A 20,700-nucleotide genomic window follows, 5' to 3' on the forward strand; every position below is an offset into this window, starting at 1 on the left:
TTAAAACAGCACAGCATCCAGGACGATTTACATGGACAGACAGAGCATGATAATTTATTTAAAATTATGAGTAAATTCCTTCCCTTGCATTCCGATAGTCCCCCTCCTTCATCGAGCCACCGCCGCTGGACTATCTTTGCCGTGGTCTCGTTTATCTACCTGCTCGTGTACTTCCAGCGCCAAGCCCCGGCTGTGCTCGCTCTGGACCTGATGCGTGACCTTAATCTCAAGGGTTCTTCCTTTGGATTGTTAGGCGCGGCCTTTTTTTTCCCATACGCACTGCTCCAGCTCGTGGCCGGGCCGATTACAAAAAGACTAGGCCCCCGTAGGACCCTTTGCATTTTCTTCGGACTGGCGGGCATCGGAGCGGTCGGTTTCTCCTTTGCCACCAACCTGCCGATGGCTCTCGGATGTCGTTTTCTTGTCGGAGTTGGCGCGGCCATGGTATTAGTGCCAGTGCTCGAAATTTTGTCGGCTTGGTTCAAGCAAGAAGAATTCACCACCATGGTTGGCTTGCTTATCGCCGTAGCGGGGCTCGGAGTATACGCCGGAGCCGCCCCCCTTAGTCATCTCGATCATGTCCTTGGCTGGCGTGGCAGCTTCATGATTGTTGGAGGGCTATCCCTGTGTCTTGTCGCCTTCGCTTGGCTCATCGTGCGTGACCGCCCCCAAATATTTGAACCCGAACGGTTGAAACCTCTCAAGGAGAGTTCCAGTTCCGCTCGGACTTTGAAAGTGCTGTCCACTTCCGCATTCTGGCCGCCTGTTATCTGGGCATTTATGGCTTTGGGGGTGTTCATTTCCTTTGGTGGACTCTGGGGAGGCCCTTGGCTTATGCACGCTCACGGGTTCGACAAAATTCGGACCGGACACGTCTTGTCCAAGCTCGCTCTAGGTATGATCCTAGGTGGGCCGCTCCTCGGTTTCCTTGCGGAGCGGGTTCTGAAATCCCGTAAGAAAGTACTTGTTCTTGCCGCGTTCGGCCTAGTATTGCTGACGGCCGAAACCGCTTTTGGCAATCCAATGACGCCGACCGGGCTTTTTGTTTGGTTTGGACTATTGGGAATGACCACTATGGCCGCCGCGCCCCTGCCTCTGACCTTGGTCCGCAATGCCTTTGCGGACGATCTTGCCCCAACGGCAACAGGCCTCGCCAACTTCTTCTTTCTGGCTGGGGGAGCTGTCATGCAACAAGCGGGAGGATGGCTCCTTGAAACACAGGGCCATACGGTTTTAACAGGCACATCAGAACATTACGCTACGCTTTTTCAAGCTTACTTCGCTTGCGCTGTTGTTGCTCTCGTGGCCGCATTGCTAACGCGGGAAGAATAGCTTTAAACAGTATCTCGGACGCAGAGAGGAGAAAGGGGTAAAAGAGTGCCCCGCTTCTCAGGATCGATAGGCCGCATTAGGGCTTCCTTCTCAGGCAATGAAAAACAGGACTCGAGGTCCATACGATTAATGGTGCAAGGACAGTCGGACTCCCAGTTACTGCAAAGCCTCCGCACAAGTTCCTCTACCATCGCTTTAACCGGCATGAATGTTTTTTCCCCGATCAGACGCACATCGTCCGTACACTCTCCTTCTGCGAGACGGACATTGACGGACGGAGAAACTCCGACCACCGACCCGGCATCGATTTCCTCGCTCACTTGGTGGATGGAAACCCTCATGGTTTGTGCTCGCCGCGTCACCAAATCCCCCCACGGGTCCGGTCCAGCCCCATATCCGTTTCGCAAGTCTGCGGGATGAACATTGTAAATACCGTAGTCAGGATACTGTATGATGGGGGTGTCTATGAGCTGACCGAATCCCGCGACTACGACAGCTTCGGGCTTCCATTTGGCTAGCAGGGAACGAAACACATCGCTCTTCACCTCGCCAGTAAAACAAGGCACGCCGAAACGTAACGCCTCTTCCAAAATATGAAATTCATAGAGTTCCTGACGATGCTTGGCGTAGTAATTCCAAAACCGCTTATGCTCAGATATCCGGGCATTCGGATCAAGCGGGTCGTCGGTCACGAATCCGACGATGTTCACCTTGTCCGGTCGCTCGCGCTCCAATTCCCTGACCGCATCGAAAGCCAGCATGCCCAAGGTCCAACTACCGATAATCAGAACCTTAAGTCCATTGCCGGTTTTCGTAGGATTCTCATCGGAAGCTGGCGTCACGCTGTGTCCCCAATTACATTCTGGAAGGGGAAAAATTTCCCTGCCCGGATTGTCGACCTTTAGCTTGATCAGTAAATCTTTTTCGTAGTCCATGGCGTCTTGCTCCATATTTTCCACCCCTCCTTTGTAGTTCCCATTCAAACACAATGCCAAGAACCATGCAAGAATACCGGAATATATTGCAAAGCATTAAGTAAAGATCGGCTTGTGGATTCTGTTGTCTTATAGAGGTGGAGAGACTATATACAATTATATGAAGGCTATGAAAAACGGCAAACGAACGAAAGCGATTAAGCACCAATCTGAATATTACGGAGTGACCTGTGAGAAATGTGAATGTGTTTCAGATATCGGTGATAATGTTATCTATATTGTGTGCGGCAACTCCGCTTTTCGCAAAAGGGAATAAAGATACTCGGCCACCTCTGTATAGAGCCATCAACCAAAACGATTTCGCCAAGGCTAAAGCTGCCATTCAGCTCGGAGCAGATGTGAACGCCATCTATGACCGCGATTCCATGCTGTGCTGGGCTCTACGAAACGAGAATACAGATATTACAAAGCTGATCTTGCAGTCTCCCAGAGTGAACGTAAACCAGCGCAGTGTGAGTTATGACGCTTGGGGCGAATGGGAGCGTACGCCGCTCATCCTTGCATCGCACATGGGACAGGCGGAGATGGTCAGTATCTTGTTGCAGAAAGGTGCCAAACCAAACGAGAAGGACCGGACGGACAGCACCCCTGAATCGCGGGGTAATACCGCACTCATAAAAGCCGCGCAACGGGATCATGCCGACGTAATCAAGGTGCTTGTCACCCAAGGAGCGGGGCTTAATATCCACGCGCAGACTAAGAATGGCCAAACTGCACTTTGGTTTATTTCCGAATGCGAAGACCTTGAGACTTTAAAGTTTCTGCACGAACATGGTGCGAAGATCAACATTGCGGACAATCATGGTTCGTCCGTACTCGTAACTACGTTTCTTCACAAGAATCGTGAAGTGCTTGATTACCTCTTTGCCAACGGTGCGGACATCAACCATGTCAACCATAGTGGAATTACCCCACTCATGGATGCCATTTTACTGCTTGGTGACGATAATGCAAAAACCGTGTTCAATTTCATACAAAATTTTCTGACCTTAAATCCGAAGTTAGACTTGCAGAAGATTGTGAATAACAATGGAGGATGTGCCGCGCTGCATCTTACAGCACGTTTTGGCTTTGTGGATTGCGCGAATCTCCTGCTGAAAAATGGTGCCTCCATCAATTTGAAGAGTCTGGACACGGGTAGAACTCCGTTACATGTGGCCGCAAGCGCGAATCATATCGACATGGCAAAATGCCTGATCGAGCACAACGCTAAACTTGAACTTGTAGATAAAACCGGGTCCACGCCGCTCATCGTCGCCGTGATTCATTCAGATGCGGACATGGTGAGGGTGCTCGTCAATGCTGGCGCGGATATTAATACGAAATCAACCGCCAACATTCTTGTTACCCCGCTGATAAAAGCCGCTTCGAATCCTGATCCTTTCAAGCACAAAGCCAACCTTGCGATCATCAAGGCCCTCTTGTCCGGCAAAGGCAACGTTGATTTTCAGGCCGGAAACGGAAATACCGCGCTTATGAGCGCAGCTCAGCAATCCAACACATCGCAAGGGTACGAGCGGGCAGCCTTATTGATCAGCAAAGACGCAAAGCTCGACATTGTGAACGATAAGGACGAGACAGCGTTGATGCTTGCGGCCGGCGCGGGCAATGAAAAGCTTGTCAAACTACTCTTGGACAAGGGTGCGGATGCTCAAATGAAGAATGGCGCTGGCGAAACGGTCATGAGCTACGCCAATCGTGCGGGCAACAAGGACAGCGCAAAACTACTCAAATCACAAGGGGTCAAACCCGCCTCCCCCATCGTCCGGGAGAGTGTCATCGTGGATGCGCTTATCGGTACTTGGAGGGGCTTTCAGGACGGACTTCCGCAGGCCATCTACACCGTAGCTTTGAACAAGAACGGAAACTTCAATTTTAATTCGAAGTTAACGCCGGAAATTCTAAAGCAATTTCCCAAAGGGACCATGAAAGCGACAATAGCCGCCCAGAAAGGGACGTATACGTTCAATGGCGACACTATGATCTGGAATCCAGTGGGTGCTCCGCCAACATCCATGAAGTGGAAATTGGTGAAGGGCATGTTGATCATCGACAATAAAATACGGTTGAATAAGATCAAATAGAAAACTTTTTTATACGAATATTCAATAAACAAACAACTAAGGAAATCTCATGCTCGACCTTATCGTCAAAAACGCCACTATCGATGGACAAAAAAATCTTGTTGACATCGGTTGCAATGATGGAAAAATTGTTGAAATTTCCGCAGCAATTAAAGCGGAGGCCATTGAATTTATTGACGCAGAAGGACAATTCGTTACATCTCCTTTCGTGGATTCACATTTTCACATGGACGCCACGCTTTCCATGGGCATGCCTCGTCTGAACCAGTCAGGCACTCTGCTGGAAGGAATCAAAATTTGGGGAGAACTTAAACCCAATTTGACGCCCGAAGGGCTTAAGAAACGAGCCCTCAAGCTAATTACTTGGTCCATTGCGAAAGGAAATCTTGCCATCAGATCACATGTAGACACAACGGACCCGACTCTCATGGCTGTAGATGTTTTGCTCGAAGTCCGTGAAGAAATGAAAGAGTTCATTGATATCCAGCTTGTAGCTTTTCCACAAGACGGAGTACTTCGCTGTAATGAAGGACTACCCCTTATACAAAGAGCTTTGGACAAAGGGGTGGACGTGGTAGGCGGCATTCCGCATTTTGAACGAACTATGGACGATGGTCGTAAATCAATAGAGTTGCTCTGTGAGATAGCGGCAAAGCGCGGTCTGATGGTGGACATGCATTGTGATGAATCAGACGATCCTCATTCTCGCCATATTGAAACGCTGACTTACCAGACTCAGCGGCTCGGTTTGCAGGGGCGTGTCACGGGCTCTCACTTGACCAGTATGCATTCTATGGATAATTATTATGTTTCAAAACTTCTGCCCCTCATGGCTGAGGCGCAAATGAACTGTGTGTGCAATCCGCTGGTAAACATGAATCTTCAAGGACGACACGATACCTACCCTAAACGGCGCGGGCTAATGCGTGTTCCCGAACTCATGGCTCAGGGTATCAACGTATCACTTGGACATGATGATGTTATGGACCCGTGGTATCCCATGGGAACCCATGATATGCTTGAAGTCGCGCATATGGGAACTCACGCTCTGCACATGACAGGCGTAAACCAGCAGGAATCTCTCTTTGATGCCATAACGATCAATGGCGCCAAAACTCTTAATCTTGAAGGATACGGACTCTCCTCCGGTTGCAACGCCGACATAGTGGTGCTTCAAGCCACTTCAAAGATGGAAGCTATGCGCCTTCACCCAACGAGGCTCTACGTTATTCGTCGAGGTAAAATCATAAGTCAAACTCCTAAAGTCGTAGCCAACGTTACTATGGGTGACGATATACACAGCGTGGACTTTCAGTAGACTAATCCAGACAGCTGACAACCTGTACTACGCCCTCCTTCACCATTCCATAAAGAACTGGGTGGCAATAGTATTATTCTAAACTTGCAAGTGAAGTTTCAAGCTGACTTTCAATATTTGAATAATATGATAACATTTCATCCAGCGCGGCATATTTGCGAGTCAAACTCGTTTCAAGCAAATCAAGCCATGCGCTTTCATCGTAAATTTCATTTTCATAATTAGTACAAGAACTCTCGTAACTGCTGATCAATAACGTAATGGAACCATAAGAAGTGGAATCAACCTGCGTTCCAATTAAATTGTAAATTTTCTTAATAATAAACAAAATACTGCCACAATAACTATTTTAATTGGTCACCGCGTAGCAATTTGGAACACACTATCAGGTTAATAAAGATGCTCGGTGATTTACCATTAAACTAGATCAATATAATGCAAAAATATAATATCTTCATTGCCAGTATCTATATAATGTCATAAAACTTAATCGATTACTTTAACTTAAACTTGAACAACAAATGGATCATTATGCGTAAAAATTTCACTGTGATTAAATTTTTGGCACTGTTTATTATAATTTGCATGGGCGGCTGCTCCACTCGCACAATTACTCCCCCTGCACCGATGTCTGCGTTCTCTCCTGCCCTTGGAACTTTTAACGTAAAAGTTGTTCTTTTTCAGTTAAAAGGAAACGGCAACCCGGAACTTGTAAAGACAGGTGTTCTACCTATTGTGCAAAACGCAATTAAAACTTTAGCCGGTATGGGCTACAAATATCAACCGTATGGCGAAGTTGACTATCTAATTGAGGCTCGCATCGGTTCTATTTCACCTAAGGCGCTTGCTCACAAAGCATCACAACAAGTCGGATTTTCAAATGACTTATCGTACGGCCCTTCATTTAGAAATTACCCAGTAGTAGTCAACAAATGGTCTCCTAGAATTGAACGGGCAAAAAACAGTCCTAATGCATGCTATTTAGTCGTGGAACTTTTCGTTAAACAAAATAAAAATCAGCAGAATGCTGTAATATATTCCGGAGCTCCAGAGCCTATCGAAGTACCATACGAACTGGGCTGTCCCTTTGCCCAATGCGGTCAGGGTGTAAATATGGGATTTACTAACTATTTGCAGAAACTTTTTACTCTCCCTGCTGAGAAATAATCCGTATCAGCTATTTCCTTTGATTTTAGCAAAAACGAAAAGACCTAGTTCTCGTAATTGATAACTAGGTCTTTTTACCTTTCCTAACGGAGCTTAAATATGAAAAAATTTATTATATTTGCAGCATTGCTGACAATTCTCGGCGGCTGTTCCTCGTGGCATAACCACAACATTACTGACCCGGAGATGGCAAAAAAAAGGTATAAAGAAGACAGGACATTTTGTACTAAAAGGACCGCACAGCAACATCCTATCGGACCAAAGAATGACAATGGATCTAGAATGTTAACAAGTGATCGTGTTAAATTTTCAGAAAATCACAAAGCAACGAGTACTTATAATGCTTGTATGGAATCTCGGGGCTGGGTGAAAAAATAAGTCTTTCGGCATCCCAAATCTGTCCGTAGCCGAAACCCTGTCTCAAATAATCGACGACGGCTCAAGCCATGTGCCAACCACATGATTAGTTTCCTTAACAATGGAAGGCTGGACAAACAGCTCGATTAAAGTGCATATAATAAGAGAATCTGTATATTCTCTGGAGGACAGGCAAATCTCCCGTCCCCCAATAACGATGGAGACGACCCCATGAAGACTCTTATCGCCTTATTATTATGTATGCTGTTGCCGATCGTAGCGTTTGCCGGTGCCCCCACTCCGGATTGCTGCACCCCGGATTATGACCAGACCGTATTGGACGGCTATCGCAAGCTGATGGTTCAAAGTTCGGTCTATCAAACCCTGCCGCCTAAAGGTAAGGGACTCCGACTGGGCATTTATCAGGCTCAGGCCGACTATGGCCCCGGCGCAAGTCTCAAGAATATGAATCGGCTGGAAAAGGTTGCACAGATGGCTAAAGCTCAAGGAGTTCAGCTTCTGGCCTTTCCAGAACTCTACGTGACCGGTTATACTCTGAGCCCGGATGAAGCAAAAAAGGTGGCAGAGTTATCCGATGGCCCCAGCATCACCAGAGCCAAAAAAATAGCCGCCAAGTTGAATATGGCGATGCTCGTCCCATACGCCGAGAAGGTCAAAACCAAAAACGGATTTCTATATTTCGATTCCATCGCAGTGATCAATGAAAAAGGCGAATTGGTGACCAGTTACAAAAAAACGCACTTATACGGACAACAGGAACGTGACAACTGGTCCTTCGGCAGTGAACCTCCGCCAGTATTTAAAACCTTCGGTTTTCCCGTGGGCGTGCTGAATTGCTATGAAAATGAATTCCCGGAACTCTCGCGGATCCTTGCTCTCAATGGCGCCAAGCTCATTGTCGGGCCCACTGCCGCAGATTGCTACTACAGACTGCCCAACGGCAAACGAAGTGCAGTTCCCTACCCCGACATTTCCACTGTGATGCTTCCCGCATATGCTTACGCCAATAACGTATTTTTCGCTTACGCCAACCGCGCAGGCTATGAAAAACGCGGAAATGATGAATGGCATTATCGCGGCAACAGCATCATTATCGGTCCCCACGGAGATGTGATCATCGGAGCGAAACACCAGCAGGACACCCTGTTGATATCGGATTGTATCCCAGAATACTACGGCATGACCCACCCTGCGCCCAAGTACAATTACCTCAGGGATAGACGCCCGGATTTATACACACCGCTCATAGCCCCCAAAGCGAACCTGCCCGGAGGATGGACATACCCCACCTTTAAAAATGGAAAAGAAATCGGTCGCGAACAATAAAGAAGAATTACAATATTAAATACCCCCCTTGTTATTCAGAAGAATAGCAAAGGGGGTATCTTTGTTTTGGGAAGGATTCACAGTTCTTTTAACATCCAGATATCACAGCCTCCATGAATGGTGCCATCCAGAGGTTTCTCCAAATGTGTAAAACCAAGTTTTTCATAAAGTACTATTGCTGATTTCATACTAGATAATGTGTCTAAATAACATTGCTTGTAGCCTTTGGAACGGGCAAAATTTAGACACCTCTGCATCAAATCTTTACCAATACCTAACCCGCGGCTTTCCGGCAGTAAAAATAATTTGCGTAGTTCACACACGTCGGGACTATTGTTAAATGGTGCAAGTCCACTGCCTCCCACAACAGTTCCCTCAATGGTAGCAACTAAATAAACACTTTTGTTCTCATCCTTATAATACTTGCTCATTGAGGATACTTCTGGATCTGAAGGACCAAAACCATCACCAATGGCGCCATACTCTGCACCAACTTTTTTGATGATTCGGCAAACATCACTATCATGAACTTGTTGAATTTCTTCAATAATATATTTCATTAATTAAATGGCTCCTATATAAAATAAATTACGTTACACGCAGCATATAATTATTAAGAAACGGCATAATAGCTATTTTGTAAAGTCTCTACTTTAAAACCCTATTCCTTGCGCCACCAAATCACACTCATCTTACCCGGTTCATTGTAAACACCATCTTCAGAATGCCGTTCGATATGATCATTAATCAATTTAACATCGCTCTCAGTGGGAACCCGCTGCTTAGATAAAACTTTGGTGAGCATACTGTATGCTGAATCAACAGATCTTCTCATAGTATAATCAAAGGATTTTATTTTAGGCTTTCGCTCTAAAACCTTAAGGCCGTTATAAAGACCTTCCACCCGATCAAATGAACTTGAAACAACACCTAATTCTTTCTGTAATTTGGCACTTTCCGAATCACGATCAAGCGCAGTGTCGCAAATACAGCACCATTCACTGCTCCCGTTCTCCATCATCGATGCAATCTCGGCTATCTCAGGAAACTGCCATGAAGCATGACATAAAAGACTCAACCCGTGATCTGATGACTGGACACCTTCTGCGTACTCCTGCCCGGTCATAAGTTTCACTTCAATATTATCAACTCCAGCCGCTTTGGAGTTTTTCGCCAGCCTTGCAGCCATTTCCTGAGCAGGCTCAATACCGGTTACTTTCAAAGCTTTTCGTGCAAGCGGAATTGTAACGGCCCCGACACCGGATGCAATTTCAAGCACGGATAAATCCGGCCCGAGAACTTTATTATCTTCAAGTATCCTGACAATTTCATATCCATAAGAAAATTCTGAAGTGCAGATAAAATCGTCATAGTCATCAGCGCGACCATTCCAGTAATCAACACTACTGATTTCATTCATTTGGCTCATATTTTCACGCCACTCTTTAACCCAATCGACATCCTGTAACTTGACTTCGTTCATCGGTTCTTGCTCCCTTTAATTAAGTATATAAAAATAAAGACTTATTGCTTGATAAATTTTATTAATTTAAATATCGTGTCACTGTCAAAGCAATTTTTTAAGGAGATAGCCCAGATGAAATGTATTAATTTAAAATCAATTTTACTTACAGCTCTACTAATCTTAATTGCCGCATCGGCGTATGCTGATGGAGGAACGCTTAGAGTCGGTTCTCCGTGGGGCCCAAAAACATTGGATGTCCACAAGTCCGGCTACGTTTTTCAAAGAATAGGCATAACTGAATCTATGGTAGGAGTGGACTTCAATCTTAAATTCACACCGCTTCTAGCTGAAAAATGGTCCATTTCTGACGATAAGCTGACATGGACATTCAATCTGAGAAAAGGTGTAAAATTTCACGATGGAACACTTTTAACAGCTCCAATAATGGTGGATAACTTGAAGAGACTCATGAAAGTCGGATCTCTCCTGAAGTCCATCCCCATTGAATCAATTACAGCTGAAAATGACCTTGTATTAAAAATCAAAACATCCAAACCGTTTGCCCCGCTCCCTGCATATCTTTCTAAAGGTGAAGCATCCGCACTGGCCCCGTCTTCCTTTGATGCAAACGGAAAAGTTATCAAGCCTGTCGGCACCGGCCCGTTTGCTTTTGAATCATGCAAACTCAAAGATTCCATAACTACCAAAAGGTTTGACGAATATTGGGGACCGCAGAAAGCAAAGGTTGATAAAGTAATTTATAAAGGTATTCCTGATACAATGACCCGCACAGCCATGATGAAGTCAGGAGAGCTTGATATTGCGCAAATCCTGCCACCTGAAGCAATTGCTTCTCTCAAAAGCTATGGCAAAAAAATTCAGACCAAGCCTATCGGACGCACACGCATTGTCGGATTCAACCTTGAAAAGGGGCCCTTCACAGATAAAAAAGTAAGACTCGCGGTAAACTATGCCATTAACCGTCAAGACCTTGTTGATTATGTTCTCGAAGGTATCGGAGAACCGGCAGTTTCATTGTTTCCTCCGGTAATTTTCTGGGCAAACACGAAGCTTGAAGGTTTCCCATATTCACCGGAAAAAGCAAAACAGCTTCTTGCTGAAGCTGACTGGAAAGATACTGACGGGGACGGAATAATCGATAAAAACGGAACCCCGTTCGAAGTTAAACTCGTCACCTACACTGAAAGGGCAACTCTTCCTCCAACTGCGGAAGTAATGCAGAGCCAACTTCAGAAAGTCGGTATCAAGACTAATCTTGTTGTTGTACAATCGGATGCAGCCAAAAAGATTCGTGATAGTGGCGATTTCGGAATGTTCCTTGTAGGACGCAATCTGCTTTTTGTTTCGGACCCTGATTACAATCTGAATGCAGACTACTTCTCTACTCTCACAGTAAAGCCGGGATGGGGAGCATATCATTACAATAACCCTGAAGTTGATAAACTTTTAACTCAGGGACGCCACGAATTTGATACTGACAAACGCAAAAAAATCTATGACAAGATTCAGGCTATCCTGCTTGAAGATGCTCCAATGGCATATCTGAATTACTATACCAACATAGATGCAGTAGGCCCTAATGTTAAAGGATACGTGATGCATCCTGTTGAGCAGTGCTTTCATCTTGAAAGAATTGAACTGAATTAGACAGTAGCTCTGTGTTTATTTTTAAATCAGCTATTCTTAGAGTTGCGACGTTGATTCCCGTACTTTTCGGGGTCAGCGTCGCAACTTTCCTGTCTCTGGCAATGTTTCCGGGCGACCCTGCTGAAATTGCACTCGTCCATTTGATGGAAACAGAATCCCCGCCTCAAGAGGCAATTATGCAAATGCGGGATGAACTGGGTTACAACAGCTCTATTACTGTCCAGTATATCTGCTGGCTGACACGAGCATTAAAAGGAGACCTTGGATATTCAATTCAATCAGGGCAGGCAGTTACAACCGAAGTAGCGCAGGCAATAATCCCTTCCCTGCTCCTTGCTTCCACCGCAATACTGCTTACAGCACTGATTGCCATTCCATTAGGAACGGCTGCGGCAGTACATGCCGGAAAAACAATAGACAAAATCGCGCTGGGAATTTCGCTTGTTCTATCGTCAATACCGGACTTTTTTCTTGCTGTGATTTTTATCTTTATATTTTCACTGCACCTGCATCTTGTTCCCGTGGCCGGATACGGGAACTGGTATAACCTTATACTTCCGGCGGCCTCGCTGGCCCTGATTAACTCTTCTATTACAGCCCGCCTGATGCGAACCTCAATGCTGCAAAGTCTGCGGGGTAAATATATTCTTACAGCAAGGGCAAAAGGTTTAAGTGAAACTGTAATCATCGGGCGGCACGCACTGAAGAACGCATTTCCGCCAGTACTGCATTATATGGGGGCTCAAGCCGGACATATGGTCGGAGGGGCTGTTGTCGTTGAATCAATATTTCTCTGGCCCGGTCTGGGGCGGCTGCTTGTAGAATCGGTCCGATCCCGCGATATCTTTGTAGTGCAGGGCTGTATCCTTACCATCGGAACTGCCTACGTGCTGATCATCATTATCACGGATCTTTTAAACCTGTTACTGGACCCAAGAGTTGAAGGAACTGCCAATGTTTAAGCCTCGCTTCATCAGCAAGTCATTCATTCTAGGACTACTCATAATTTCAACAATCGTGGCGGCAGGCATTGCGGCACCTAAGATTGTTCCCAATAATCCATTAGAACAAAATCTCAGACATCGCCTGAAAGGACCGGACTCAACCTATCCCCTCGGAACTGATTATCTGGGAAGATGTGTAGCCAGCAGGCTTATTTATGCGATTCGTCCTTCTATAGGACTTGCGTTGACAGTTACAATAATCACTTCATTGATAGGTATGGCGGTAGGCATAACAGCGGGATGTTTTCCCAGACTGGACGGGCTGATCATGCGCATAACGGACTGTTTTTTTGCCTTTCCGGGAATTGTTGCAGCACTATTGTGCATTGCTATTACAGGACCGGGATTAACAGGGCTCATACTGGCAATATCTATCCCCGGATGGCCCAAATTCGCTCGGGTTGCCCGCAGTATAACCCGTACCGCCATGAACGGACTCCATGTTGAAACAGTGCGGGCAATGGGAGCAGGAAGAATATATATCATAAGGACTTGTGTCCTTCCTAAGCTCTGGCCCCAGATAACGACAATTGCAACCATAGGTGTCAGCGGAAAAGTAACTGCCATAGCAGGGCTTGGATTTCTGGGTCTTGGTATACAGCCCCCCACTCCCGAATGGGGAACAATGATGAGTAAAGGGCTCCCGACACTAGCAATAGCTCCTCACATTCCCCTTCTTGCGGGACTCTGCATTGCTGTTTCTGCAATGGGATTTACTCTTGCGGGTGAAGGTTTAAGGGATATGCTTGATCCGCATTGTTATAAGAAAGCTCTTTCGTCCCCACAGTTGGAGGAAATATAATGAAAAATCCTTCCCCGCTTCTTGAAATAAAGGATCTTTCAATAAAATTCCCATCGGAAGCAGGAGTTGTTTCGGTTGTTGATGATTTTAATCTTTCTATCGGCAGATTCGATCACTGCTGCCTGCTCGGTGAATCCGGTTGCGGCAAGACTGTAGCAGCCTTGTCTATACTGAACCTCCTGCCGCCTTCTGCGGTTATCGAAGGGGAAGTACTGTTTAACAACAGGAATTTACTTGATCTCGAACCTGCCGAAATAAGACAAATCCGCGGCAAAGATATTGCCATCATATTTGAAACTCCGGCATCCTGTCTTAACCCGGTTATGAGTGTGGGAGACCAGATTTCTGAGGTTATCAGACGGCAGGGATTCACCAGAAAACAAGCTCGCAATGGTTCAGAAGAACTACTCGCCAGAACCGGTGTTTCAGATCCTAAAAAACGGGCACGGCAATTTCCGCATCAATTTTCGGGAGGTATGCTTCAACGCGTAATGATCGCGATAGCCCTTGCTGCCAAGCCCAAACTGCTGATTGCGGACGAACCGACGACAGCCCTTGATCCGACAGTGCAGATACAAATTATCGAGCTTATTCAAGATGTAGTAAATGAACTGTCCGCGTCACTACTGCTCATTACTCATGATCTGGATGTTGCTTCGGAACTTTGTGGAAATGTTGCGGCAATGTACGCTGGACAAATCGTTGAAACAGGACCGTTGCATAAGGTGTTCAAGTCTCCCCGCCATCCATACGTGCAAGCCTTGATGAAGACATTTGATCATAACAGGTTCCGCCCAATCGGAGGCAGCCCTCCTCCGCTCACGTGTCCCCCTGAAGGATGCCGTTTTCATCCTCGATGCCCTGAAGCTGAAAATTTATGCTCAATCCAAAAGCCGCTAATGCAGAATGGTGTGCGATGTCCCAGATAGCTGATGAAATACTTAGAGTTGAACGTATTGGAAAAAATTTCACAACAGGGCTCATACGCCGAACAAAAAATCAAGCACTGAAAGATGTTTCTTTTTCTCTGTCGCAAAACAAATGTCTAGCAATAATAGGGGAATCCGGATCAGGTAAAACAACCATCGGGAGAATTATTCTTGGCGCGGAAAAACCAACAAGCGGAACTGTGTATTGCAATGGAAAGGATATTTTCAGTAATAAAAAATCATTTTTCCGCAATGATACTCAAATGATTCCGCAGGATGCAACTGCAAGCTTGAATCCTACTATGAAAGTCCGCGACTTGTTGCTTGAACCTTTTAAAATTACCCGAACAATAAATGGTAACCGGGATATTCTCATTGAGAAATCTCTGGAGACAGGCAAACTTACACGCGACCTTCTAGACAGATACCCGCATGAGCTTTCGGGCGGACAACGCCAGCGAATAGCTATCGCCCGCACTCTTAGCCTTGACCCCTCATTAATTATTGCAGATGAACCGGCAGCTTCTCTAGATCGGTCGATACAAGCCCATGTATTATCAATTCTTAAAGAAAAGGTTGAAGAAAACAACAAGTCTCTTATTTTAATTACACATGATCTGAGATCGATGCGACTCATGGCTGACTATGTGGCAGTGCTGTATTACGGACACATCGTAGAGTATGGAACCGTTTCAAATATAATAGACACTCCATGCCATCCCTATACTAAAGCTCTAGTTTCATCCGTACTAGGACTAAAGCCGGGTTCTGAAAGAATCAAATTAAAGGGAGAATCGCCTAGCCCCTCAACTCCTCCTTCTGGATGTCCGTTTCATCCTCGCTGCATAAATTCAGTTAAATCATGTACAAATGAACTTCCACCGCTTCGGGAAATTAATAAAGACCACATGGTTAGATGCTGTTACTAAAGTGCCTGAAACAAAAGTTAAACGGGCCGGAAGAGTGAGCTTCCGACCCGCTTAAGGGGTCGTGGGAAGTGAGGTTGGTCTTCCCTTATGCAGATTGCCGTTTTCCGATTTGACCTGCAGATGCCCAGAACCGGAGTACAGGTTACTCCGATTTTACAGGTGCAAGCGACTTAGGGATTGAGGAGGTTAGTCACTTGCTTTCAGTCAACGACACGCTATTTAATTAATCATTAAAAATAGAGATTACTAAACTCTTACCATACAATTCCAATTTTTAGAACTTAATTTTTTTTCTAAAGCATTGACTATCAAACATTCACTATTTTTTTGTTCATTAACAAAATTAATGCTGTTTTGAGGAGTCATAACAAACGCGGAAGTGGAAAGTGCGTCCGCTTGCATAACAGTGGGAGCGGTGACTGAAACACTCAAACTCTGTGTGGGGGATACGGCGGTGCGCGGGTCAACTACATGATGATGAAACCGGTCCGCATCAAAATAAACTTCATATCCACCGGAAGTGGCAACGGCCGCATCTTTAAGTTGAATTACAGCAGGGTAATTTCCCTTTTTAGCAGGATCTTCAATAGCAACAATCCAAGGCTGACCTTTAGAGCGTTCACCACCGGCACGAATGTCACCACCTGCGTTAATCAGGTGATTGACCACACCGTTTGCAGACAAAATTTCAGAGGCACAATCAACAATAAACCCTTTGCCAATGCCATCAAGAGTCACAGCCATGCCCTGCTTGCCGAAACTAATTTCTCTATTAGAGATTTTAAGTGCATCTGAATCTACAAGAGCCAGCGCATCATCCAGATCGTTTCTGGTAAGATTTATCTGTCCTTTAGGATTGGCATGCTTGCTCAGCATTTCCACAACAGGAAGAACCGTGGCATCAAAAGCACCTTTAGAACAGCTGTTGAATGTCTGAGCTTTTTTCATAACGTAAAATAATTCCGGAGCCACATCAGTTAATCTGCCCGTTTCGTTAAGTACGGATACAGGTGTGTTGGACTGATGACGGTCAAACAATGCTGCAAGGCGATCAATTTCAGCAAAAGCCTTGGCTGTAGCCTGTTCTGCCGCATTTTTTGATTCATGCAGAGCTGTAATGGCTACATAAGTTCCCATGAGAAAACGAGTTTCGCTGACTTTATAACGCCTGTCGCCTATACGCATAGCACTGGCGATGCGCATAGCTGCAGCAACCGGAGTTGATACGAATGCCGCTCCGATTCCAGTTGCAGCGAGAGTTTTCATAAATGAACGTCTGGAAAAACTATTTTTAGGCACGCCCTACTCCTTGTCCAGCTCAGAGAATTTCTGCACATCAGCATCTTGAGCATACTCAGCACCGGCTTCAGCGTCGTAGCAGGTCAATCCACAACGGAGACAACGACTGCCTTCTTTACGGGCCGCCTCGTAAACAATGGAACCTTTGACCTCTTCCTTGAATGTAAATCTACGTTCCTCAACAGAAATTTCCGGAACTTTGATTTTAGGAATGGTATAGGTCACTGCCATGTTCTTAAGAATAGTTTCCGGGATAACACGAAGCTGAGGATTCTTCGGCTCGGGAATAGCCCCTTCGGTGATAAAGTGGTGAATACCACGCGCGGCCCGTCTTCCATCAGCTACCGCCTGAATAAGAATACTGCGACCGGAGTGAACTTCCCCACCGACAAACACATTGGGGTATTTGGTTTGCAAAGAAAGAGTATCTGCTTCGATTCCACCTGTTTTCTTATTTATAGCAAAACAAGACGCACCGTCTTCATCCATAAAAGGAGTGGTATCTATCATACGTGTGGTTGCGACAACAATCAGATCCGCGTCTATAACTGTTTCAGTTCCCTCAACAGGTTTAGGGATTCCTGTAGCTTTCTTGGGGTCATCATACTGAACTTCGCAATATTCAATGCCGCGGACTTTTCCGTCTTCGGCAAGAATACGGGTCGGTCTTGTCAAGAATTTAAGATCACTGCCCAGCTCAGCAGCACGTTTAACTTCGTTCTTGTTGGCGGACATTTTACGCTGAATACAATCTATTAATGAAGTTACATCGCAACCAAGACGGGCTGCACTGCGAACAACATCCATAGCAGTGTTGGTGTCACCGATAACAACGACTTTTCTGCCTTTTAAATCTGTTATGGACTTACCAACCTGATCAAGGAAAGTAATGGCATCCACAACGCCTTCGGCTTCAATATTTTCAAGCTTAAGTGCAGGAACTTTCCATGCTCCGGTTGCAATAAAGATTGCTTCGTAACCTTCTTCCTCAAGACTCTTAATAGTAATATCCTTACCGAATTCAACTCCGGTATGCACATCGACTCCAAGATCGAGGATAGACTGAACTTCCCAGTCAACAACCTTTGCAGGCAAGCGGTATTCAGGAATAATCCCCTTCATCATACCACCTATCTGTTCACGCTTTTCAAAGATGACAGGCTCATGGCCGATACGGCGCAAGAAATATGCACAGGAAAGACCTGCCGGTCCCCCGCCTATAATCGCAACCTTATGACCTGTAGCCGGATTACAATCCAGCTTGAGGCGTGAACCGGAGTTCATTTCCCAGTCCGCAACGAAACGATGCAAGGAGTGGATGGCAACGCCGTCATCAGCAATATTACGGCGGCAGATAGTTTCACACGGGGCAGGACAAAGACGCCCCACTGCCAGCGGAAGCGGATTACGCTCCTTAATGGTCAGCAGTGCTCCGCGCATGTCACCGAGCTTCATCTGATGAATATATGTGCGAACGTCTATCTGAGCCGGACATTTCTGCATGCAAGGAGCCAGACAGTCGTCAATTTTATTAAGGTGCAGAAGGTCCATAGTCATACCGCTGATACGGATGGCTCCGGTGGGACAAACATCGGCACATTTACCGCAGGAGCGGCAGACGTTCATATCTACTACAGGGATACCGTCATCATTAAGACGGATAGCATCAAAACCGCAAACCTTGACGCAAGAGCCAAGCCCTATACAACCAAGCCCGCAAGTTTTTTCGCCGCCGTAAAGCAATGCTTCAGCGCGGCAATCTTCAACGCCCTCATAGTCAAACAGTAAATTTGCGCGAGAACCGCCTGTACAGATATTATTTGCAATCTTGGGTTCTTTGAATGCAGCATCTACGCCCATGATTAATGCTATATTTTCTGCAATCTCAGCACCGCCCGCAACGCATATTTCAGGACCGGCTTTGCCTTGAACAATTGCTCCCGCAGCAGCAGAACAACCGGGATAACCACAACCACCACAGTTTGCGCCGGGAAAACAGCCTTCAACCTTTGCAATACGCGGATCTTCCTCCACGTGCAGAACTCTTGATGCCACAGCCAGAACAGAGGCCGCGGTGAGACCCAGTAAAAATAGAATCAGAATAGAAGAAGTTACCATTTTAATATATCCTTGATTGTCCGGTTAAGCGGCCATTCCCTGAAAAGCGAAAAACACCAGTGACATGACACCGGCCATAATCAGAGCGATCGGTACACCTCTGAAAACATACGGAACCGGAGCAATATCCAGTCTTTCCCGGATAGACGAAATAATAACCAGAGCAATCAGAAAGCCGATACCTGAAGCCAACCCGTACATCATAGATTTGATAAATGAGTATTCGTTGCGCTGTACCATAATTGCCACACCGAGCACCGCACAGTTGGTGGTGATGAGCGGCAGAAAAAGCCCCAGTGATTTATATAGAGGCGGAAGAACTTTCTTGAGGAACATCTCAACAAACTGCACAAGTGATGCAATGACCAGAATAAAAACAATGGTCTGTAAATACTCAAGACCGTAAGGAATGAGCACATACTGATGCAGGGGCCAAGTTAGAGCTGTAGCCATCAGAACAACAAATATAACTGCTCCACCCATTCCCATCGCAACATCTGTAGACTTGGAGGTTCCCATGAAGGGACAAGCCCCGAGGTACTGAACCAGTACAATGTTGTTTATGAAAATCGCAGAGATAAACAGCAGGAAATATTCCATTTTAATAAACCTTTCTCTTATTTAGCGTTGAGATTTTCAATGCCGCCGCAGGCACCGCAAGAGGCACAGCCGGAATTCATTAACTCAGGAGGAGCCTCACCCCTTCTACGACTCAGGTACCTGTTCAGGGCGTTCATGGAAGCCAGAATTACTCCCAGCCCGATAAATGCCCCGGGAGCCATACTCATAAGGGCCGCAGGCTCAAAAGATTCCCACATAACCTGAGTTCCAAAGATGGTTCCATTTCCCAGCATTTCGCGAAGTGCGCCCAGAAAAGTCAGTGACACAGTAAAACCGATTCCCATACCGAGTGCATCCGCAACGGACAAGAGAACCCCGTTCTTAGAAGCAAAAGCTTCAGCGCGCCCCAAAATCAGGCAATTTACAACAATAAGCGGAACAAAAATGCCAAGTTTTAAATAAAGCGGATAGACGTAAGCCTGCATGAGCAACTCAACGGCAACAACTAAAGACGCTGCAATTACGATAAAACAAGCAATACGAACTTTCGCAGGGATAATTTTTCTAAGACATGAAATGATCATGTTGGACATGGTTAAAACAGAAAGGACAGCTATTCCCATACCCAGTCCGTTTTCCGCAGTGGAAGTAACCGCCAGTGTGGGACACAGACCTAAAAGCACCCTGAACGGAGGAAGTTCTACCCAGAGTCCCTTGATAAATTCTTTGACTATACGGCTCATGGAGTCTCCTTATGAATTCTTCCAGATCATATTGATCTCAGGCTTGATGGACTGATAAACTTTAATGGCCTTGCGTACAGCTTCCACAGTTCCGACAGAAGAATATGTCGCACCGGAAATACCGTCGATGTCGCCACCCTTGGATGTCACCTGCATGGAATCAAGACCGTGAGCCGTGAACTTACGGGTAAAGGAATGTTCCACGATACGTGTTCCAAGCCCCGGTGTTTCTGTCTGGGTAGTGATGCCGATACCGAGAAGTTCATCCTTCTGCACATCAAACCCGACCATAACCCCGATGTTGCCGGAATAACCGGATGCGAAAGTTTCAAGGGCAATGCCGACCAGCTTACCATCCTTCACAGCGGGGAAAATAGTCACATCCTTTACCTTCACACGTTCCATAATTGGATCATTGTCACGGTTTTCAAGGACTGAAAGGAGAGCCGGCCCCTGAACATAGGTCAAAACCTGTTGCTCAATCTGACTTTTAGTGGCCTGTTTCAAGTTAACCAGCAAAGCCCCGGAGGACGCGCAGATTACGGACAGAACCACAAGCATATATATTATTTCACGCACGAC

Annotated in this window: 21 protein-coding genes; 12 read left to right on the forward strand and 9 right to left on the reverse strand. The window is 46.0% G+C overall.

Going from position 1 to position 20,700, the window contains the following annotated elements:
• Positions 1-66 precede the first annotated feature (66 nt).
• On the forward strand, positions 67-1,332 hold the full coding sequence (locus tag BLT41_RS16595) for an MFS transporter (protein ID WP_092163197.1): 1,266 nt from the start codon (positions 67-69) through the stop codon (positions 1,330-1,332).
• 2 nt (positions 1,333-1,334) lie between these two features.
• On the opposite strand, the gene BLT41_RS17530 is transcribed toward BLT41_RS16595, so the two are convergent.
• Positions 1,335-1,865, reverse strand: coding sequence for a formyltransferase family protein (locus BLT41_RS17530; protein ID WP_170830404.1), 531 nt, complete (start codon positions 1,863-1,865; stop codon positions 1,335-1,337).
• An 84-nt stretch (positions 1,866-1,949) separates the two neighbouring features.
• Here BLT41_RS17530 and BLT41_RS17535 point away from each other — a divergent pair, with 84 nt between their 5' ends.
• The 3 genes from BLT41_RS17535 (at position 1,950) to BLT41_RS16610 (ending at position 5,729) form a co-directional block, all read left to right on the forward strand.
• The gene (locus BLT41_RS17535; protein WP_170830405.1) at positions 1,950-2,237 is read left to right on the forward strand and encodes a hypothetical protein; all 288 of its coding nucleotides are present in this window, start codon (positions 1,950-1,952) and stop codon (positions 2,235-2,237) included.
• Between the two features lie 260 nt (positions 2,238-2,497).
• Positions 2,498-4,411 (forward strand): ankyrin repeat domain-containing protein, encoded by a 1,914-nt coding sequence (locus BLT41_RS16605; protein ID WP_244512317.1) that lies wholly within the window; start codon positions 2,498-2,500, stop codon positions 4,409-4,411.
• A 49-nt stretch (positions 4,412-4,460) separates the two neighbouring features.
• The gene (locus BLT41_RS16610; protein ID WP_092163201.1) at positions 4,461-5,729 is read left to right on the forward strand and encodes an amidohydrolase family protein; all 1,269 of its coding nucleotides are present in this window, start codon (positions 4,461-4,463) and stop codon (positions 5,727-5,729) included.
• A 73-nt stretch (positions 5,730-5,802) separates the two neighbouring features.
• Here BLT41_RS16610 and BLT41_RS16615 read toward each other — a convergent pair whose 3' ends face one another.
• Complete coding sequence (locus tag BLT41_RS16615) at positions 5,803-6,057, reverse strand: hypothetical protein (protein WP_092163203.1); 255 nt, start codon at positions 6,055-6,057, stop codon at positions 5,803-5,805.
• 203 nt (positions 6,058-6,260) lie between these two features.
• Between BLT41_RS16615 and BLT41_RS16620 the strand changes: the two genes are divergently transcribed.
• From BLT41_RS16620 to BLT41_RS16630, 3 genes are all read left to right on the forward strand, one after another.
• Positions 6,261-6,896 carry a hypothetical protein gene (locus tag BLT41_RS16620; RefSeq protein ID WP_092163206.1) on the forward strand — a complete coding sequence of 212 codons (636 nt, stop codon included), beginning with the start codon at positions 6,261-6,263 and terminating at the stop codon, positions 6,894-6,896.
• Positions 6,897-6,995: 99 nt separating this feature from the next.
• Positions 6,996-7,274, forward strand: a complete 279-nt coding sequence (locus BLT41_RS16625) for a hypothetical protein (RefSeq protein WP_092163209.1) — start codon at positions 6,996-6,998, stop codon at positions 7,272-7,274.
• 210 nt (positions 7,275-7,484) lie between these two features.
• On the forward strand, positions 7,485-8,600 hold the full coding sequence (locus tag BLT41_RS16630) for a carbon-nitrogen hydrolase family protein (protein WP_092163210.1): 1,116 nt from the start codon (positions 7,485-7,487) through the stop codon (positions 8,598-8,600).
• A gap of 77 nt (positions 8,601-8,677) precedes the next feature.
• Here BLT41_RS16630 and BLT41_RS16635 read toward each other — a convergent pair whose 3' ends face one another.
• Together BLT41_RS16635 and BLT41_RS16640 are read right to left on the reverse strand one after the other, a co-directional pair.
• On the reverse strand, positions 8,678-9,160 hold the full coding sequence (locus BLT41_RS16635) for a GNAT family N-acetyltransferase (protein WP_092163211.1): 483 nt from the start codon (positions 9,158-9,160) through the stop codon (positions 8,678-8,680).
• Positions 9,161-9,261: 101 nt separating this feature from the next.
• Positions 9,262-10,083, reverse strand: a complete 822-nt coding sequence (locus BLT41_RS16640) for a class I SAM-dependent methyltransferase (protein WP_092163212.1) — start codon at positions 10,081-10,083, stop codon at positions 9,262-9,264.
• A 114-nt stretch (positions 10,084-10,197) separates the two neighbouring features.
• Here BLT41_RS16640 and BLT41_RS16645 point away from each other — a divergent pair, with 114 nt between their 5' ends.
• From BLT41_RS16645 to BLT41_RS17350, 5 genes are read left to right on the forward strand one after another with little or no spacing between them, the layout of a single operon-like run.
• The gene (locus BLT41_RS16645; RefSeq protein WP_092163214.1) at positions 10,198-11,733 is read left to right on the forward strand and encodes an ABC transporter substrate-binding protein; all 1,536 of its coding nucleotides are present in this window, start codon (positions 10,198-10,200) and stop codon (positions 11,731-11,733) included.
• Positions 11,734-11,744: 11 nt separating this feature from the next.
• On the forward strand, positions 11,745-12,695 hold the full coding sequence (locus tag BLT41_RS16650; protein WP_092163216.1) for an ABC transporter permease: 951 nt from the start codon (positions 11,745-11,747) through the stop codon (positions 12,693-12,695).
• Positions 12,688-13,539 carry an ABC transporter permease gene (locus BLT41_RS16655; RefSeq protein WP_092163219.1) on the forward strand — a complete coding sequence of 284 codons (852 nt, stop codon included), beginning with the start codon at positions 12,688-12,690 and terminating at the stop codon, positions 13,537-13,539. The genes BLT41_RS16650 and BLT41_RS16655 overlap by 8 nt, the downstream gene beginning before the upstream one ends.
• Positions 13,539-14,468: an ABC transporter ATP-binding protein gene (locus BLT41_RS16660; RefSeq protein WP_092163223.1), complete on the forward strand. Its 930-nt coding sequence runs from the start codon at positions 13,539-13,541 to the stop codon at positions 14,466-14,468. The genes BLT41_RS16655 and BLT41_RS16660 overlap by 1 nt, the downstream gene beginning before the upstream one ends.
• Complete coding sequence (locus BLT41_RS17350) at positions 14,417-15,397, forward strand: ABC transporter ATP-binding protein (RefSeq protein ID WP_139167366.1); 981 nt, start codon at positions 14,417-14,419, stop codon at positions 15,395-15,397. The genes BLT41_RS16660 and BLT41_RS17350 overlap by 52 nt, the downstream gene beginning before the upstream one ends.
• A 246-nt stretch (positions 15,398-15,643) precedes the next feature.
• Here BLT41_RS17350 and BLT41_RS16675 read toward each other — a convergent pair whose 3' ends face one another.
• The 5 genes from BLT41_RS16675 to rnfG are packed head-to-tail and all read right to left on the reverse strand — an operon-like array spanning position 15,644 to position 20,697.
• A complete protein-coding gene (locus BLT41_RS16675) occupies positions 15,644-16,696 on the reverse strand; it encodes an FAD:protein FMN transferase (RefSeq protein WP_244512318.1) in 1,053 nt (350 codons plus the stop codon).
• A 3-nt stretch (positions 16,697-16,699) separates the two neighbouring features.
• On the reverse strand, positions 16,700-18,814 hold the full coding sequence (locus BLT41_RS16680; protein ID WP_092163225.1) for an FAD-dependent oxidoreductase: 2,115 nt from the start codon (positions 18,812-18,814) through the stop codon (positions 16,700-16,702).
• 24 nt (positions 18,815-18,838) lie between these two features.
• Complete coding sequence (locus BLT41_RS16685; RefSeq protein ID WP_092163226.1) at positions 18,839-19,414, reverse strand: electron transport complex protein RnfA; 576 nt, start codon at positions 19,412-19,414, stop codon at positions 18,839-18,841.
• A 17-nt stretch (positions 19,415-19,431) separates the two neighbouring features.
• Positions 19,432-20,118 carry an electron transport complex subunit RsxE gene (rsxE, locus tag BLT41_RS16690; RefSeq protein ID WP_092163227.1) on the reverse strand — a complete coding sequence of 229 codons (687 nt, stop codon included), beginning with the start codon at positions 20,116-20,118 and terminating at the stop codon, positions 19,432-19,434.
• A 9-nt stretch (positions 20,119-20,127) separates the two neighbouring features.
• Positions 20,128-20,697 (reverse strand): RnfABCDGE type electron transport complex subunit G, encoded by a 570-nt coding sequence (gene rnfG, locus BLT41_RS16695; protein ID WP_092163236.1) that lies wholly within the window; start codon positions 20,695-20,697, stop codon positions 20,128-20,130.
• Positions 20,698-20,700: the final 3 nt, after the last annotated feature.

Source organism: Maridesulfovibrio ferrireducens, from assembly GCF_900101105.1.
In the GTDB taxonomy this organism is placed as follows: Bacteria; Desulfobacterota; Desulfovibrionia; order Desulfovibrionales; family Desulfovibrionaceae; genus Maridesulfovibrio; species Maridesulfovibrio ferrireducens.

Bases quoted from the DNA above. Each gene is read 5' to 3' on its own strand.
- BLT41_RS16595 (WP_092163197.1), top strand. From the start codon at position 67: ATGAGTAAATTCCTTCCCTTGCATTCCGATAGTCCCCCTCCTTCATCG.
- BLT41_RS17535 (WP_170830405.1), top strand. From the start codon at position 1,950: ATGCTTGGCGTAGTAATTCCAAAACCGCTTATGCTCAGATATCCGGGC.
- BLT41_RS16610 (WP_092163201.1), top strand. From the start codon at position 4,461: ATGCTCGACCTTATCGTCAAAAACGCCACTATCGATGGACAAAAAAAT.
- BLT41_RS16620 (WP_092163206.1), top strand. From the start codon at position 6,261: ATGCGTAAAAATTTCACTGTGATTAAATTTTTGGCACTGTTTATTATA.
- BLT41_RS16625 (WP_092163209.1), top strand. From the start codon at position 6,996: ATGAAAAAATTTATTATATTTGCAGCATTGCTGACAATTCTCGGCGGC.
- BLT41_RS16630 (WP_092163210.1), top strand. From the start codon at position 7,485: ATGAAGACTCTTATCGCCTTATTATTATGTATGCTGTTGCCGATCGTA.
- BLT41_RS16635 (WP_092163211.1), bottom strand. From the start codon at position 9,160: ATGAAATATATTATTGAAGAAATTCAACAAGTTCATGATAGTGATGTT.
- BLT41_RS16640 (WP_092163212.1), bottom strand. From the start codon at position 10,083: ATGAACGAAGTCAAGTTACAGGATGTCGATTGGGTTAAAGAGTGGCGT.
- BLT41_RS16645 (WP_092163214.1), top strand. From the start codon at position 10,198: ATGAAATGTATTAATTTAAAATCAATTTTACTTACAGCTCTACTAATC.
- BLT41_RS16655 (WP_092163219.1), top strand. From the start codon at position 12,688: ATGTTTAAGCCTCGCTTCATCAGCAAGTCATTCATTCTAGGACTACTC.
- BLT41_RS16660 (WP_092163223.1), top strand. From the start codon at position 13,539: ATGAAAAATCCTTCCCCGCTTCTTGAAATAAAGGATCTTTCAATAAAA.
- BLT41_RS17350 (WP_139167366.1), top strand. From the start codon at position 14,417: ATGCTCAATCCAAAAGCCGCTAATGCAGAATGGTGTGCGATGTCCCAG.
- BLT41_RS16680 (WP_092163225.1), bottom strand. From the start codon at position 18,814: ATGGTAACTTCTTCTATTCTGATTCTATTTTTACTGGGTCTCACCGCG.
- BLT41_RS16685 (WP_092163226.1), bottom strand. From the start codon at position 19,414: ATGGAATATTTCCTGCTGTTTATCTCTGCGATTTTCATAAACAACATT.
- rsxE (WP_092163227.1), bottom strand. From the start codon at position 20,118: ATGAGCCGTATAGTCAAAGAATTTATCAAGGGACTCTGGGTAGAACTT.